Source organism: Vallitalea sediminicola, assembly GCF_054408565.1.
On record NZ_BTPT01000032.1, the window covers coordinates 77,346 to 95,461 of the forward strand.

Here is an 18,116-nt window from a genome sequence, read left to right on the forward strand (position 1 = left end):
CAAGAATTGCTATATAGGATGTCTGAATAAATAAGTTGGATAAGTTCCTTGGCATTATAAATGTACCGCCAGTAAGTATTGTGAATATAATCATTAATCCTATTAATGCTATAAACATCGTATATTGCTTTATATTTTTCTTTAAAGATGATCTAATAAGACTTATAATTCCATTTTCCTTAGACATGCTTACATCCCTCCCGTTGCGTATTGCATAACTATCTCTTGTGATGCCTCTTTATAATCAAGTTCACCTGTCAATTTACCTTCATGCATAATAAGTATTCTATCACTCATACCTAGTATTTCAGGAAGCTCAGATGAAATCATAATAATCGAAACACCTTTTTCCACTAATTCATTCATTATATTATATATCTCATATTTAGCACCTACATCTATACCTCTTGTAGGCTCATCTAAAATTAATATCTTAGGTTCTGCCATCAACCATTTAGCCAAAACAACTTTTTGTTGATTACCTCCACTTAGGTTACTGACTTTTTGTTCAATGGATGGTGTTTTAGTTTTAAGAGCTTTTACATAATGATTGGTGATCTTAATTTCTTCATTCTGATTAATAACACCGTTCTTAGCTATTTTGTGTAGATTAGCCAGTGTGGTATTTTCTTTTATATCCATCCCAAGGACAAGTCCATTTACTTTCCTATCTTCTGATAGATAACATAATCCTTTTCTAATAGCTGTTCTCGGATTATTAATAACTACATTTTTACCCTGTATCTTAACAGTTCCAGATTTACCTACACCATATGAACCAAACAAACTCATAGCAAGTTCTGTTCTACCTGCCCCCATAAGCCCTGCAATACCTAGAATTTCTCCTTTTCTAGCTGTAAAAGAAATATTATCTATTGCTTTTTTATCAGGCATTTCTGGATTATATACAGTTAGATTATTTACTTCCAGCATAGGTTCTGATGGTTTGTGCTCTTTCCTTGGAAATCTCTGAGTCAATTCTCTACCTACCATTAAAGATATTATCTTATCCTCTGTCATACTATCATCATTAACCATTGTTGATATAGTCTGACCATCTCTAAGTATTGTTATATTATCCGCAATCTCTTTTACTTCATTTAATTTATGAGAAATATATATACATGTAACTCCTTTACTCTTAAGTTCTCTTATGATATTAAGGAGATTTTCACTTTCTGTTTCATTCAACGCCGCTGTTGGCTCATCTAGTATAAGTATATTAACATTCTTAGATATAGCTTTCGCAATCTCAATTAATTGTTGTTTTCCTATACCTAGTTTAATGATTTTTGTTAAAGGATTATCGTCTAACCCAACATCTTTTAATAATTTAGAAGTGTTAGCTATTGTCTTATTCCAGTTTATCATACCTCTTGTCTTGATCTCGTTTCCAAGATAGATATTTTCAGCTATATTCATTTCTTTCACTAGAGCAAGTTCTTGATATATAATAGCTACTCCACCGTGCTCAGATTCTTTAATTCCATTATATCTTTGTTCTTTTCCGTTAATCATTATTCTTCCTGTGTAACTACCATATGGATGAACACCACTTAATACTTTCATCAGAGTGGATTTCCCAGCACCATTTTCTCCTACTAAAGCATGAATTTCTCCTTTTTTTACTTTGAAATTAACATTATCAAGAGCTTTTACACCAGGAAAAATTTTAGTTATATCCTCCATCTCAAGTATATAGTCATTCATGCTAAGCACCACCTTTCTTTACTAACATTCTTAAGGAGAAGAAATAATTTATCCCTTCTCCAAATTTTATATTTTATTGAATCAATACTCTACATTTTATAGAAGGTTTACTCTCTGTATACATCTTCTTTTTTCAAGTAACCGCTCTCAATCAATAACTCATCTATATTATCTTTATCAACTGCAAATGGAGTTAATAGAATAGATGGTACGTCAACTGAAGCATTATTAACAGTTTGATTAGCATTATCTAATTTTTCGCCTTTTACTAGTGCTACTGCTGCTTTTACTGCTTCTTCGCCTAATAATCTTGTATCTTTGAAGATAGTCATTGTTTGAGTACCTTCTACGATTCTTATAGCTCCTGCAAGCTCAGCATCTTGTCCTGTAATAGGTACTTCTCCAGCGAGACCTTGTGCAGCCAAAGCTTGAACAGCTCCACCAGCAGTACCGTCATTAGGTGCTAGTATTGCATCTACTTCATTATTATTAGCTGTAAGAGCATTCTCAACTATTTTAAGAGCATTTTCTGGTTTCCAGTCATCTACAGGCTGATCTACTAGAACTTTAATTTTTCCACTATCAACAAGTGGTTGAATATATTTCATAGCACCTTCTTTGAATAATGTTGCATTGTTGTCTGTTGGTGCACCTGCCATTAAGAAATAATTTCCTTCTGGTACTAAATCAGTAATGTATTTACCTTGTAGTTCTCCTACTTTTACATTATCGAATGATATATATACATCAATGTTTTCTGTATTCATTATTAAACGGTCATAAGATATTACCTTAATACCTTCTTTTGCTGCTTCATCAACGATAGAAGCTGCTGCAGATGCATCTTGAGGAGCTACTATTAAAGCGTCGACTCCTTGGGCTATCAAGTTCTTAGCTTGTGAATCTTGTTGTGATAAGTCATTATTGGCAACTTGAACTTTTAACTCTACACCTAATTCTTTTGCTACTGCTTCCATTTTTTCTTTGTCTCTTACCCATCTTTCTTCCTGTTGTGTTGGAAGTGATAATCCTATTACAATTTTGTCATCCTTTTTAGCAGAACATCCTGCAAATAGTGAAGTTAACATCATAAGTCCTATAATAAGTGACATCATCTTAAATTTCTTTCTCATAAAATCCCTCCGTTAATTTATATTTAAAATCATTTTTATAAGGCATCAACCTTATCTATACTTATTGTAATAAAAAAGAGCCCTGAAGGCTCTAGAATAAATTATCAATAACTTAATTATTTTAACGTGTTATTCTTAATATGTTTAATGTATAGTACAATTTTAATATTAAATTATTCCATTAGGATTACATAATCATTAATCTTTCCATTGACTTTCTGGTATATTCCTATAGATGTCTTCTTTTATATGGAAACCATCTCTTATGATTGTTTCTTCAATATTGTCCTTAGTTACAGGAATAACATCATATTTCATATATTTTACATAATATGTTCCATCATCAATAAGAGTTTCATTTTCTATTATCTCATCTTTTGCTATTTTAATAGCTATTCCAGCAGCCGCTTGTGCTAGAATTTTAATAGGTTTATAGACTGTCATAAGTTGTGTGCCTTCAACAATTCTCTGACATGCTGACAAATCTGCATCATGTCCTACTACTGCAACATCTCCAGCGATTCTATTTTCAGCTAATGCCTCAATTGCTCCTTCAGCCAAACGATCATTGGCAGCAATTATTCCATCAATTTTATCTCCTTTTGATAATATTTCTTCAATACATGAGTATGCTACTTCTTCTCTCCAATCTTCTGCCCAGACTTCTTTTAAAATGTTTATATCACCTTTTTCTACAAAAGGTTTTAATGCATCTATGGTTCCTTTGTTGAACATCTTACTGTTATTATCTTTACTTGAACCATTAATAATTACGTAATTTCCTTTTGGTACAGCTTCCAACATACTCTCAGCCATATATCTTCCGACTTTTTCGTTATCAAAAGATACATAATAATCTACATTAGCATTGGATATCAATCTATCATAAGCTATAACCTTGATTCCTTTCTTCTTAGCTGTCTTAGTAACTTCGGTTATACCATTTTTATCATATGGAATGATAACTAATACATCCACATCTTGGTCAATCAAGTATTTTATTTGTTTAATCTGATTATCATTATCTTCATTAGCATTGAGAACCAATACCTCTGCTCCTAATTCTTTAGCCTTGGCTACAAATATATTCCTATCTCTCTGCCATCTTTCAATTACAAGAGAATCAATTGATAATCCAATTTTAATAGTATCATCTTTAACTCTATTGTCTTCTTCGGAGCTCCTTGTAAGAACTATCATTGTACCCACAATAATAACCAACAAACTAACAATTACTATGCTAATCTTTAACTTCTTACTTACTGACATAAGTATTACCCCCTATACTTTTATATGTCTTTTTGATATTCCGTAGGTGATATACCAACAATTTTCTTGAATAATCTACTAAAATAATTAGGATCATTATATCCTACTTCATAACAAATTTCTTTAATGGTCTTATTAGAATTCTTTATAAGAGATTTGGATTTCTTAATACGAATATTTGTTAAATATTCAATAAAATTATAACCTGTCTCTTCTTTAAATAACCTGCTGAAATATTGAGGACTTATACTTATTACCTTAGAAACCTCTTCTAAAGTAATTTCATTACTAAAATATTTATCAATATAGTCTTTTGCATTCATTATTAATTTACTAACTTTGTTCTGTTTATATTCTTTAACCATTTTTATGATATGTTTTGTTCGTTTTATGGCCCATCTTTGAATTTTATCTTCTTCTAAATTAATTACTTCCTGTAAGTATGAAGAATAATCAATATAAATATCTGATGGAATACCCATAGTATATGACATCTGATAAATTAGTACAATTAATTCTATCATTTTACTTTTTCTATTGATAGGATTTAATTTTGATATACTATCAAATATTTTATTAAGTAATAATAATGCTTCATCTGTATTTCCAACTTCAATACTACTTAATAATTTCTTACATTGTTCATTATATTTGTCTAGGGAAATATCTTTTACCTCCTTTACATCCATAATATGAACAACGTGTTCACCGCTATTGTCTCTAAGTGCTTTCAATGCTTCTTCATAAGAGTTATGTAGATATTCAATCTGACTATATCCTCCAATACCTATGAAAAATTCTACATCAGTACTTTTCTTAGCTTTTTTAACAATGTCTTCAGCCATTTCTATAGCATTAAGCCTCTGCTTATATTCATCTTCATGTTCTTTATTTGCAACAAAGACAATAATTCTATTAATCATGGTAGGACCTATAAGACATTTACATCTATATTTTAACATATCTCTAATGCTAGGATAGAACTTTTGGCTTTTTACACTAGAACCAATTTTATTAGTAAGAGACATGGCTTTTTCCCCTTCTCCAAATTCAATAATCATTATATACCCGCCATCATCTCCTAAATCAAATAAATCTCTATATCTTTTTACTTCTTTTCCGAATTCCTTATCCATTAATATTGAATATATGAACCCACTTTCAAGTATAGGCAATATGTTTTGAAGTTTTTCTATGTTTTCTAATTCTTTTTTTCTCTTTTTTTCCTTCTCACCTAATTCATTAATGATAACATTTAGAGTATCAATAAGCTTATACCTGTTAATAGGCTTAAGAATATATTCTTTTACTCCTAGATTAACTGCTTCTTTTGCGAATTCAAACTGTTCATAAGCAGAAAGAATAACAAATTGTATTCTACTGTTTCTTTCTTTTATCTCTTTGATTGCATCAATCCCATTTATACCCGGCATTCGTATATCCATAAATATTATATCTGGATTAAGATTACTCGCTTTTTCTATAGCCTCTCTACCATTTCTTGCACTATCAACGACTTCAACATTATCAAAATTCTTGCTAACAATGAATTTTACCGCATTTATAACTATTTCCTCATCATCAACAACTAATAGCTTATACATATTAACGCATCTCCTCACGGTCTGATAGAATACCTTTATTGTCCAAAGGAAGGTTAATAACTATTTTAGTCCCCATACCTTTTTCGCTAATTATCTTAATTACATCTTCGGTCCCAAAAAATAGATGTAATCTATGAATGACATTCCCAAGTCCTATACCTGTTGTATGCCCCTTCTTTGCTTTCTGAAGGATTTTAGATTCAGAAGTAACTTTTAATATCTTCTCACTATCTTCTTTGTTCATACCTACCCCATTATCTTCAATTATAATTTGTCCATGTTCTTTTTCTTTTCTGGTAACTATACGTACTATACCCCCTTCTTCTAAATCCCCAATTCCATGAATACATGCATTTTCTACTAACGGTTGTAAAATTAAAGGCGGCATAAATATCTGAGAAATTGTATCATCAATACTGAATTTAAATTGTATAAAATCTCCAAAACGTACTTTTAATAATTCAGAATATGCTTTTATGTTCTCTATTTCTTCCTTTAACGTTACTGAATTGTCTAACTTCTTAATATTATACCTAAATAGTGCTGACATATTCTCTAAGAAACTGCTGGTTGTATCAGCACCTTCCATCATTGCAAGCTGTACTCCTGCATTCAAGGTATTAAATAAAAAATGTGGATTTATTTGAGATTGAAGGGCTTGTAATTCAGCATTATCCAAAAGATTTTTCATCTTTAGATTCTGAAGTTCTTGATCCATTAATTTTGCTTCCATTTCTGCTGTATTTCTAAGTTTCTTTATATATTCTTTGATATTGGATTTCATCTTATTGAATGCTACTGCCATTACTTTGATCTCATCTTCAGTAGATACTATCACTTCATCAATATCAAAATTTCCTTTAGCTATCTCTTCAGCATTATGGGATAATTTTATAATAGGTTCTGTCATTTTATATGTTGTAGAATAAATGATTAGAATAGATAATATTATAATATCTAGGATTAGTACAATATTAACCTGCTGCAAAAATTTTAATTTGTTCTTTATATTAAGGTACTCTCTAGTGTTCCTGTTAAATTCATTATAATTAACTTTGTTTATATACTCTTTAATATAGTTTTCCAGCTTAGTTGTAGTAGTATATACCGATAAATATTCATCAATATTACGGCCTCTTTTGGCTGCTATTCCTTTATCAGCATTGCTAAGATATGTCTCTATCATAAAAGCTATATCCTTTAATAATAACCGATTATTATCATAAGATAATCCTTTGTTAATATCCACTGCTTTTTCTCTTAATTCATCACTATATCTAAGATAGTTGTTAAGACTATCTGAGTGTTTAGTAGATAAGTAATTATTAAGGTTGGTATTTACTTTTGTTACCGTTTCAGATAGCTCTGTAAGGGCAACTCCATCAACAAACATGGATTCCATCTTTTCCATGAATTTACTAGACATTATAAAAGTGAAAATACTTACTATGCTTATTAATATAATAGTTATCATAAAATAAACCAGCATTTTTCTACGTATAGTATTTAGTCTTAATAATTTATCAAAGAAATTCAACTGTCATCACCTTCACTCTTTTTTCTTTCTTTTGTGTAATCACTAAAATTTTCATAAGTAATTATATTTACACCAGTATCATAAAAGGATGATGTTGTACCTTTTGTAATTACTTCTAAAATGGCTTCTATACTCTTATATCCTATATCATAAGGATTATCTACTATGGAGGCATCTATTACATGTTTTTCAATATATCTCAATATCTCTTCACTATCCCCATATCCAACAATGGAAATATCCCCTACTTTATTAAGGTCTACAATAACTTGCGCAACACCAATAGTATCTTTTACACTACTACAAAATATTGCACTTATATCTGGATAACTGTTTATCACCTTATTAACAATATCTTCAGCTCCCAATAAACCTAATTTGGATTCTTCAACTTTTTTGATTTCCATTTCATCATATTGATTAGTAATATCTCTAAACCCTGATAGAATAAGATTTTTAGATGTCTCCAAATAATCATTTTCTTGGATATTATCAAGAATGATAGCTATATCTCCTTTATTATTAATCGCATCACTAACTAATCTACCTGCTTTTTCTCCGATTTCAAATGAATTGGACCCTACGTAACTCTGCCTTTTGCTAGCTGATACATCTTCAAATACAGTTACCACCGGAACTCCCATATCAACAGCATGATTAATCGCCTCTTTAATTTTTTCATTATCTGTTACTTGAAGAATAATACCATCAACCTTAGATGCTATAGCTATATTAATATAATCCAACTGTTCATTTATATCTTCTTTTTTAACATCATTAATTTCTAATGCAACTTCCATTTGGTGACCTGCATCATTAAGTCCTTTTAAAAATGCTTCACCTGATAAAGTGTCAATCTCATTAGAAATAACCATTAGATGGTATTTAGGTAGCGCTTTATCTTTATTGAATTTTTGCTCCGTACTGTGATTGACGTCTTTCATATATAAAAATGAAAGTACTAGACTAAAGATTAATACTAAAGATAATATACCTGTCATTATACCTAAAATAACTTTTTTCATTTTTGCCCATCCTTACTTGGTAGTCTATTTTTAAAGTCTTTCTTGTCTATAATTATAACATATCCCTAATAATCCTTGTAAATAGCACTTTTTTGATTTGTTTTCCTGATAATATTAAAATAATACTATGTTAATTAGGATGCCTCTATCTCATATACTTAATTAATAGAATTTTTCTATAGAATACAATATACATCTAAAGCTTAGATAATCAACCTATTCTACATGATTAATTATACAATTCTGTAGAAATTAATACATTTTTTAATCTATATATTTACATAAATAACTATTTTTGCTAAAATAAATATATGATTGAATTAAAACGATAAGAGCAAGGACTTAATAGGGGGATATTATCATTATGGAAGATATAAATAAATATTATGAAGCGGCTGAAATTTTAAAGGTATTAGGTCATCCTACAAGATTATGTATAGTTAATGGTTTAATTAGAAATAAAGGTTGTAATGTCTCTTTTATGCAAAGTTGTTTGAACATACCCCAGTCAACTGTTTCACAACATATCTCTAAATTAAAATCAGCTGGAATTATTGTTGGTGAACGCAAAGGGCTAGAGATTACTTATAAAGTAGTTAATCAAATAGCTATTGACCTGGTTACTTCACTTTTTGAAGATTAATTAATGACTTAATACAAATTTAACAGGACTGTCTCTTAATAAATTATTAATGGCTATAAGCTATTGTAAGATATAAGACACAGTCCTGTTTTAATATTAATATTATTATTTAATTTTTTCTAAACCACCCATATAATTTCTTAAGACTTCTGGAACAACAATACTTCCATCTTCTTGTTGGAAGTTCTCAATTATTGCAGCAGTTGCTCTACCTGCTGCTACACCACTTCCATTAAGAGTATGAATAAATTTTGCTTTATCTTTTACATTATCTTTGTATTTAATATTCGCTCTTCTAGCTTGGAAAGTTTCAAAATTACTACAGCTAGAAATTTCTACATATCTATTATAACTTGGCATCCATACTTCGATATCATATTTCATAGCAGCTGTAAATCCTAAATCACCCATACATATTTTAACTACTCTATATGGAATATTCAATAACTGTAAAACTTCTTCTGCATCTTTAGTTAATTTTTCAAGCTCTTTATATGATTCTTCTGGTTTAACAAACTTGACTAATTCTACTTTATTAAATTGATGTTGTCTAATTAATCCTCTAGTATCTCTTCCTGCTGAACCAGCCTCTGCTCTAAAACATGCTGTATATGCACAATGTTTAATAGGTAATTTAGTACCATCTAGTATTTGTTCTCTATACATGTTGGTTACTGGTACTTCTGCTGTTGGTACTAAGAAATAATCTGTTCCTTCAACTTTGAATGCATCTTCCTCGAATTTTGGTAACTGTCCAGTACCAATCATGCTTTTTCTATGAACCATGAAAGGTGGGAAAACTTCTATATAATCATGTTTATCTACATGTAAGTCTAGCATAAAATTGATTATTGCTCTTTCTAATCTTGCTCCCTTACCTTTGTATACAGTAAATCTAGCTCCGGTTATTTTCCCTGCTGATTCTGGATCAAGTATGTCCAAGTCTTTACCAATATCCCAATGTGCCTTTGGTTCAAAACCAAAATTCCTTACCTCGCCCCATTTTCTTATTTCAACGTTATCTTCGTCTGTATCACCTTTTGGAACTGACTCATTAGGAATATTAGGTATAGTTAACATAAAGTTGTATAAATCATTATCCACTTTTTTAACTTCACTATCTATTTCTTTAATCTTATTAGACAACTCTTTCATCTCGACTAATACTTCTTTTACATCTTTACCTTCTTTTTTCATAGCTGGGATTTGCTTTGATACTACATTCTGCTTATTCTTTAATTGTTCTACTTCTTGTAATAACTGTCTTCTCTTAGTATCAAACTCTACAAAAGAATCAAGATCAAAATCCTCTTTTCTGTTTGATAAAGCTTCTTTTACTTGGTCAAAATTATTTCTTAACATTTTGATATCTAACATCTCATTCACTCCTTCTGTTTTTTTGTTTTTCTATACGATTAATAAGTGACTACGTCACTAAATAGATTTTTATAATAGCCTATTTGTCACTTAATTATTAAAAGAGATTCTATATAAGTTGATTGATGTTTAAGTTCAATATATATAGTAAAATTAAAAATGGCAATAAAAAAACCCTTCGCCCCTAATGGGACGAAAGGATATCCGCGTTGCCACCCAATTTATTACAATATCAATTGTAATCTCTTGATTAGTATTATAAAGGATACTAACCTCTAACTCATCGCTAGGTACTCCGGAAGTGGAGGGATCATTTCGTTTTGTCAGTTCTCACCATCTCTGACTCTCTTGAAAAACTACCTTAATCTTAGCTTCCATCATAGCACAAAACTATTTTAACTAATTATAATATATATTATGTTTCTTTTCAACCTAAATTATTTTTATCTATATTTCATAAGTATCTACAATAAATAGTTTTTTATTCTCCAACAAGTCAATTTCAACCCACTCATCATATTTTCCATTTTCATCTTCTAGAATTCTTATAACAGGTCTTGAAGGAAAACCATTATTTTGTTTTAGAACAATCCCTTTTTTCCCTTCATTAGTTATGATACCCATACCAGAAGGATATACAGCTATGTACTTAATAAATTCATCTACAATTTCTTCATCAAATAATTTTCCTTTATTTGCTATAAGAAATTCAATTACTTCATATATTTTATAAGCTTCTCTATAAGGTTTTTTAGTTACCATAGAATCAAATACATTACATATAGAAATAATTTTAGTTGCACTATTAATTTTATTGCCACTCCAACCAAAAGGATATCCCGAACCATCGATATTTTCATGATGAGTTAATATTATTACTTTAGATATAGAACTTATCCATGAAGCTTCACTTATTGCTTCATATCCATAAATTACATGTTGTTTAACTATTTCATATTCTTTTTCGTTTAACTTACCAGGTTTATTAAGGATTTCTTCTGGTATTAGAACTTTACCTAGATCATGTAATAAGGCACCAATAGCTATATCTTTAACCCTATTTTTGTTATAACCTAATTTTATTGATAACAAAACGGCTAAAGCGCAGACATTAACAGAATGCGCATATGTATATTCATCTTTCCGCCTAATATCGACTAGATTAACAATGATATTACGCTGGGATAATACATCCTCTACAATGTCCTGGGCTGCTGATACAATATTCGTTAATTCTAAATGCCCTTGAGTGCTATAATTCTCTAATACCTTTTTAACTTCTTTTTTACAATTTGCTCTTGTCTTTTCTTCGATAAAATCCTTTAATTCAACACCTTCAGATAGTTCATCCTCTATGTAGATATAATCTACTCCTAGCTCTCTTAAACGAACAATATAAGATTTCTTAATATGAATCCCCTTAGATAACAGAAAGCTACCATTTAATGAATAAACTGGTCGCGCTACCCTTTCATTACCTTTTAAATTGTCTATTAGTACTCTTCTCATTACATCCCACCTATAGAACGGCTAAAAAATCTCTACATTCATTACTTATTATTCAGTAAGCCGAAATCATAATATTATTAACTAAGCCTCTAAAGATAATTATTTTATTCATCATCATTATTCGTTATCAAAAATCTCTTTACAGTTGATATAATCATATCATTTTTTATTAGTATCTTCAATTAAAAATGAAATAAATGAATAAAAAGACTTATAATGGAAATCATTATTAATGTACCATTTATTTACAATAATTAATTTATGAGGATTTTGGTTTAGGAAATAAGCCTCAATAATATGGTACATCATCTAATACCCCCCTCAACCTGCGTTTTATTCCCCCCCTGAAACGCAGGTTATTTTTTATATTAGTAGCATATACCTAGTATCTTAATTTTAACTATCAAAAAGAAGTAAAATAGTTCTTTTTTAATATACAAATCTACATAAAAAAGAGAAATTCGAATTTTTATCTAATTATATATACTATGATATCATAACAAAATCTATAATCTTAATTAAATCTTTACCTATATAATAGTAGTTATTTTTATTAAGCAAATTACTTTAATGGTTATTTTATATCTATGATTTAACTACTTTAATAAGTTTTCTAAATCGTAGTTTATTGTTATAAATTTAACTATTTTTAATTATATTTTATATTGTCGCTTACTATGCATCGTACTATTACTAGATGGTTGTGGTGCATATTTATATAATATAGCCAAAATTATTGTTTTTATATGTTAATTTTGCCGTCTTGTATACAGTATTTATAGTTAAATTGTATATTTTTATTTGTGTATATTTTTATTTGTTATTGACAAAATATTATCAATTTGCTATTATATCAGTGTAATAATTTTTGCGAAACATTGTTAATAATTTAACATTTTATTTTATAGAATCTATTTACTAAGCGATCACATATCGCATTATAATTACAAAATAGGGAAAACTAATTAATAAAAAATATTTAGGAGGTATATAATTATGGCAAACACTAAAGTCACTAAAACTAATGATAAAGCAAATGTTGATGTACCAAAAATGATTGATGAATTAGTTGCAAATGCTACAACAGCATTAGATGAATATATGCAACTTAACCAAGAACAGGTAGATAACATTGTTAAAGAAATGTCACTCGCAGGATTAGATAAACATATGTATTTAGCTAAACTCGCAGTTGACGAAACTGGTAGAGGTGTATACGAAGATAAAATAACTAAGAACATGTTTGCGACAGAATATATTTATCATAGTATCAAATATGAAAAAACTGTAGGTATCATTAATTTAAACAAAGAAGAAGACTATATGGAAGTTGCAGAACCTGTTGGTGTCGTTGCTGGAGTAACTCCTGTTACTAACCCGACTTCAACAACATTATTCAAAGCTATTATTTCTGCAAAAGCAAGAAATCCAATCATCTTTGCATTTCATCCTTCAGCTCAAAAGTGTTCTTCTGAAGCAGCAAGAATTGTTAGAGATGCAGCAATAAAAGCTGGTGCTCCAAAAAATTGTATACAATGGATTGAATTGCCTTCATTAGAAGCCACTAATACATTAATGAACCATGCTGGAGTTGCATTAGTACTTGCCACTGGTGGATCTGGAATGGTTAAGTCAGCTTATTCAACTGGAAAACCTGCCCTTGGTGTTGGACCAGGTAACGTACCATGTTTTATAGAAAAAACAGCAGATGTAGAAAGATCTGCAACTGATTTAATATTATCAAAAGCATTTGATAACGGAATGATTTGTGCATCTGAACAAGGCGCAATTATAGAAGAACCTATATATAAACAAGTAACAGATTATATGAAAAAACAAAATTGTTATTTTACAACTAGAGAAGAAACTAAACGCTTAGAAAGTGTTGTCATGAACCTTGAAAAAGGTGCTGTTAATCCAGCCATAGTAGGTAAAGCACCTGTAGAAATTGCTAGATTAGCTAATATAACTATCCCAGAAGATACAAAAGTTTTATGTTGTGAGCTTGATGGAGTTGGACATGAGTACCCATTATCAAAGGAAAAATTATCTCCTGTATTAGCTATAATAAAAGCTAAAGATGCTAAAGAAGGTATTGATTTATGTGAAAAAATGGTAGAGATTGGTGGTCTTGGCCACTCATCAGTTATACACTCTAACGATGATGAAGTAATTAAGCAATTCTCTTCCAGATTGAAAACTGGACGTATTATTATTAACTCTCCTTCTACTCATGGAGCAATTGGAGATATTTATAATACTAATATGCCATCTCTTACATTAGGTTGTGGTTCTTACGGAAGAAACTCAACAACATCAAACGTAACAGCAGTTAATCTAATCAACAAGAAAAGAGTGGCGAATAGAAGAGTGAATATGCAATGGTTTAAGATTCCAGAAAAAATATACTTTGAGCCAGGATCAGTACAATATCTAAGTAAAATGCAAAATATTAAAAAAGCTTTTATCGTTACTGACCCTTTCATGGTAAAATTCGGATATGTTGACAAGGTACTTTACCATTTAAGAAATAGAGCTGATAATATACATTGTGAATTATTTACTGATGTTGAACCAGACCCATCTATTGAAACAGTTAAAAAAGGTGCAGAAATGATGAAGAAATTTGATCCTGATGTTATTATCGCATTAGGTGGTGGTTCAGCTATGGATGCAGCAAAAGGAATGTGGTTATTCTACGAACATCCTGAAGCTAAATTCAGCGATATGGCTCTCAAATTTATGGATATAAGAAAACGTGTTTACAAATTCCCAACTATGGGTAATAAATCTAAATTTGTAGCTATACCTACTACATCTGGTACAGGATCAGAAGTAACTTCATTTGCAGTTATTACTGATAAAGAAAAAGGAATCAAGTATCCTCTTGCAGATTATGAATTAACTCCAGACGTAGCAATAATTGACCCTGATTTCGTAATGTCAGTACCTGCCAGTGTAACAGCTAATACTGGCCTTGATGTATTGACACATGCTTTAGAAGCTTATGTTTCTGTTTTAGCTTCTGATTATACAGATGCACTTGCCTTAAAAGCTGCAGAATTAGTATTTGAATACTTACCAAGAGCCTACAAAAACGGTAATGATGCCGTTGCTAGAGAAAAGATGCATAACGCTTCATGTATGGCTGGTATGGCATTTACAAATGCATTCCTAGGAGTTAACCACTCAATGGCTCATAAATTAGGAGGAGAATTCCATATACCACACGGTGCTGCTAATGCTATATTATTACCATTTACAATTGAATATAACGGAAGTACAACACCAACAAAATTTGCATCATTCCCTAAATATGAAAAATTCATTGCACCAGAAAAATACGCTGAGATAGCTAAACATCTTAACTTACCTTGTAAAACACCTGAAGAAGGAGTTAAATCACTAGCTAGTGCAGTTAGGAAGCTTATGAAAGAGCTTAAGGTTAAGACTACAATAAAGGAATTCGGTGTAGATGAAAAAGATTTCTTAAGTAGAGTAGATTACTTAGCAGATAGAGCATTCGAAGATCAATGTACAACTGCTAATCCAAGATTACCTCTAGTAAAAGAATTAGTTAATTTATATAAAAAAGCTTACTACGGAAAATAAATATATAATGTAAATGAATAGCAAAACCAAAAAGAAGGGCGCCATTTCCCTTCTTTTTGGTTTCAAAAATATCTTTATAGATAATATTAGAGGCTATAAAATATTTTTTAGTTACTATATATATTGAAATTATTTATTTAATATGAACCTATTTATTACCTCTGCAACTCCACTTTCATTATTATTGCATTTTGTTACATAATTCGCCATCTCTTTTATTTCTTCTCTGGCATTACATACTGCTACACCCATTCCAGCATACTTAATCATATACTCATCATTAAAGCTATCCCCTACAGCTATTATTTCTTCCTTATTTATATGTAAATAATTGGCAAGGTATTCTAATGCTATCCCTTTATTTGCTTTCTTATTCAAGACTTCCAAATATGTAGGTTTTGAGAAAAACACATTAACTCTATCATCATATAACTCTACGATATGTTCATGCATTTTTTCTAATAAATTAATATCATCATAATTATACAATATTTTAATTGATTTATCATATATTTTAAGATCATTTACAACATCCGCTGCTATATCACTAAGTCCTTGGTAAGTTTTTGTTCTTGAAGTAACTTGTTCTACAATTACACCCTCTTTATTATAAAGTTGAATGTCTACTCCATATTCTCTCCCTATATCAATCAATTCAGGGATTATGTCTTTTGGTAGTGGCTCATAAAAAATATTATTACCCTTTAGATTATTAATAACAGCACCATTATATGATATATAATAATCATTATCATTTGCAATTCCAAGTTCCTTTAGTATGTTTATAATAGATTTACTTACTCTACCAGAACAGATAGTTATTATTATTCCTTTTTTATTTGCTTCCTGTAGAGCTTTAATATTGTCTACAGATACTTGCAAATCATCATCTAGAAGAGTGTCATCCATATCAAGTACTAACATTTTGTATTTCAAAAAAAACCCTCACTTTCAAATAGGTTGCTATATTTTCTACTATTGATTATATCCTCTATTTCTGCATAAGACTTATTATTAGCATTAATCATTAATACATTATTTGTTGTTGTTGAATTATACATATCATTACTAAAAATTTCATTATATAATCCTCTATAGGAAGAGCTAGAATATACATATATATCATGAGATTTCGTAGTATTATTCCCATGAATCGCTTTATATCCTCTTCCTATTAAATAATTTTCAATATTTTCCAATCCATCTTGTACTAATATGATCATTAGAACACCTCCTAGTAATAATAATAGTATTACCAAGAGTTGCTAAAATATAATATTAAAAACAAAAAACCTCATTATTATATCACTTACAAACCATTGCTTTTTCTAGTGCTGATTTTTCTTCCTCAGAAAGCACTTTATCGCATTTACCATCTATTATCTCTTTTACGTACATATAACAACCATCTCTACTGTGTAGACCATTTAATAATATACCACTATTCTCTTGATTCAATAATGCTAAAACAAAACTTAATTTGCCCCCCATATTTTCAAATGCATTATATTTCACAATAGCCACTTTTTCCATTGATTTTTTTACATGTTTTTCCAATTCGTTAATATTAATTTTTTGCTGGTGTAGAGTATTTTTCATAACCTCTATATTTTTAATGTTTTTCTGTAAAACTTCTTCAATGTTAAAATCTTCTTTTGAATTCATAAATTGATAATACTTATTTTTCCACTTCTTTATTCTAATAGAGTTAATGATTAAAAATATAACCAATAATAATGTTATACTACATAGTATTAATATTACTAACTCAACATTATTAGAAATATAATAACTTACCATTTCCATTTTATAATTATCCTTCCTTGATTGAATTAATCAACTCAATTAATCTTTCTAACTCATCATCTGAGTAATATTCAATCTCTATTTTACCTTTTTTCTTGTTCTTTCGATTTATAGTAACTTTAGTTCCAAAAATCTCTTTGAATCTATCCTCCAAATCCTTATAAATAGTGGTTAAAGCTTCTTCATTTGGTGATTCTTTTTTAGGAATCTTAGGTTTTATAATACTTTTAATAAGTTTTTCTGTATCTCTTACACTTAACTTTTCGTCAAAAATCTTATTTGCAATGTTATATTGAATTTCATCATCTTTTATAGCCAATAATGTTCGTGCATGTCCACTAGAAATCATTTCATCAACTATCATTCTCTGTACTCGCTCATCCAGATTTAACAATCGCATAGAGTTAGCTATCGCAGAACGGCTTTTAGAAACCTTTTCAGCAACATCATCTTGCTTCAATTTAAAATCATTTATTAACTTTTGATAAGCAAACGCCTCTTCTATAGGATTAAGATTTTCTCTCTGAATATTTTCAATAAGTGATACTTCTAGTTTTTCTCTAGGTGTATATCCTTTTATTATTACGGGTACTTCCTTCAATCCAGCTAATTTAGCAGCTCTCCATCTTCTTTCGCCAGCTACTATCTCATAATATTTGTTCTTCTTAATAACTATTAAAGGGGAAATAATCCCATATTGCTTAATTGAATCAGATAATTCTTGTAATAAATCTTCATCAAATTTTTTTCTTGGTTGTTCTTTATTAGGACCAACTTCATTAATTTTTATCTTAACTATCCCTTTGTTTTTATCAGTGATTTCTTGTTCAAGATCATCTGTAATAAGAGCAGATAGACCTTTTCCTAACCCTCTTTTTACCGCTGCCATTT

14 protein-coding genes are annotated in these 18,116 nt (G+C 29.6%); 2 read left to right on the top strand and 12 right to left on the bottom strand.

Annotated elements, in window-relative coordinates; translation table 11 throughout:
* Window positions 1-189: 189 nt before the first annotated feature.
* The 6 genes from ACX6CF_RS14945 to ACX6CF_RS14970 all read right to left on the bottom strand — a co-directional run bounded on the left by ACX6CF_RS14945 (window position 190) and on the right by ACX6CF_RS14970 (window position 8,278).
* Entirely contained in the window at window positions 190-1,710 is a 1,521-nt protein-coding gene (locus ACX6CF_RS14945) for a xylose ABC transporter ATP-binding protein (RefSeq protein ID WP_458786145.1), read from the bottom strand.
* Window positions 1,711-1,817: 107 nt separating this feature from the next.
* Window positions 1,818-2,843: a sugar ABC transporter substrate-binding protein gene (locus ACX6CF_RS14950; RefSeq protein WP_458786146.1), complete on the bottom strand. Its 1,026-nt coding sequence runs from the start codon at window positions 2,841-2,843 to the stop codon at window positions 1,818-1,820.
* 198 nt (window positions 2,844-3,041) lie between these two features.
* Window positions 3,042-4,112, bottom strand: a complete 1,071-nt coding sequence (locus ACX6CF_RS14955; protein ID WP_458786147.1) for a substrate-binding domain-containing protein — start codon at window positions 4,110-4,112, stop codon at window positions 3,042-3,044.
* Window positions 4,113-4,132: 20 nt separating this feature from the next.
* Entirely contained in the window at window positions 4,133-5,716 is a 1,584-nt protein-coding gene (locus tag ACX6CF_RS14960; RefSeq protein ID WP_458786148.1) for a response regulator, read from the bottom strand.
* A gap of 1 nt (window position 5,717) precedes the next feature.
* Complete coding sequence (locus tag ACX6CF_RS14965) at window positions 5,718-7,253, bottom strand: sensor histidine kinase (RefSeq protein ID WP_458786149.1); 1,536 nt, start codon at window positions 7,251-7,253, stop codon at window positions 5,718-5,720.
* Entirely contained in the window at window positions 7,250-8,278 is a 1,029-nt protein-coding gene (locus ACX6CF_RS14970; protein ID WP_458786150.1) for a substrate-binding domain-containing protein, read from the bottom strand. The genes ACX6CF_RS14965 and ACX6CF_RS14970 overlap by 4 nt, the downstream gene beginning before the upstream one ends.
* 364 nt (window positions 8,279-8,642) lie before the next feature.
* Between ACX6CF_RS14970 and ACX6CF_RS14975 the strand changes: the two genes are divergently transcribed.
* On the top strand, window positions 8,643-8,921 hold the full coding sequence (locus ACX6CF_RS14975) for an ArsR/SmtB family transcription factor (RefSeq protein ID WP_458786151.1): 279 nt from the start codon (window positions 8,643-8,645) through the stop codon (window positions 8,919-8,921).
* Window positions 8,922-9,026: 105 nt separating this feature from the next.
* Here ACX6CF_RS14975 and serS read toward each other — a convergent pair whose 3' ends face one another.
* Together serS and ACX6CF_RS14985 are read right to left on the bottom strand one after the other, a co-directional pair.
* Window positions 9,027-10,298: a serine--tRNA ligase gene (serS, locus tag ACX6CF_RS14980; RefSeq protein WP_458786152.1), complete on the bottom strand. Its 1,272-nt coding sequence runs from the start codon at window positions 10,296-10,298 to the stop codon at window positions 9,027-9,029.
* A gap of 447 nt (window positions 10,299-10,745) precedes the next feature.
* On the bottom strand, window positions 10,746-11,807 hold the full coding sequence (locus ACX6CF_RS14985) for an HD-GYP domain-containing protein (RefSeq protein WP_458786153.1): 1,062 nt from the start codon (window positions 11,805-11,807) through the stop codon (window positions 10,746-10,748).
* Window positions 11,808-12,803: 996 nt separating this feature from the next.
* Between ACX6CF_RS14985 and adhE the strand changes: the two genes are divergently transcribed.
* The gene (gene adhE / locus ACX6CF_RS14990) at window positions 12,804-15,419 is read left to right on the top strand and encodes a bifunctional acetaldehyde-CoA/alcohol dehydrogenase (RefSeq protein ID WP_458786154.1); all 2,616 of its coding nucleotides are present in this window, start codon (window positions 12,804-12,806) and stop codon (window positions 15,417-15,419) included.
* A gap of 129 nt (window positions 15,420-15,548) precedes the next feature.
* Here the strand turns inward: adhE and ACX6CF_RS14995 are convergent, their stop codons facing one another.
* The 4 genes from ACX6CF_RS14995 to ACX6CF_RS15010 form a co-directional block, all read right to left on the bottom strand.
* Window positions 15,549-16,355 (bottom strand): Cof-type HAD-IIB family hydrolase, encoded by an 807-nt coding sequence (locus ACX6CF_RS14995; protein WP_458786155.1) that lies wholly within the window; start codon window positions 16,353-16,355, stop codon window positions 15,549-15,551.
* Window positions 16,352-16,642, bottom strand: a complete 291-nt coding sequence (locus ACX6CF_RS15000) for a YkuS family protein (protein WP_458786156.1) — start codon at window positions 16,640-16,642, stop codon at window positions 16,352-16,354. Before ACX6CF_RS15000 ends, ACX6CF_RS14995 begins: the two co-directional genes overlap by 4 nt.
* 82 nt (window positions 16,643-16,724) lie before the next feature.
* Window positions 16,725-17,225, bottom strand: a complete 501-nt coding sequence (locus ACX6CF_RS15005; protein ID WP_458786157.1) for a DUF4446 family protein — start codon at window positions 17,223-17,225, stop codon at window positions 16,725-16,727.
* Window positions 17,226-17,232: 7 nt separating this feature from the next.
* Window positions 17,233-18,114, bottom strand: a complete 882-nt coding sequence (locus ACX6CF_RS15010; protein WP_458786158.1) for a ParB/RepB/Spo0J family partition protein — start codon at window positions 18,112-18,114, stop codon at window positions 17,233-17,235.
* Window positions 18,115-18,116: the final 2 nt, after the last annotated feature.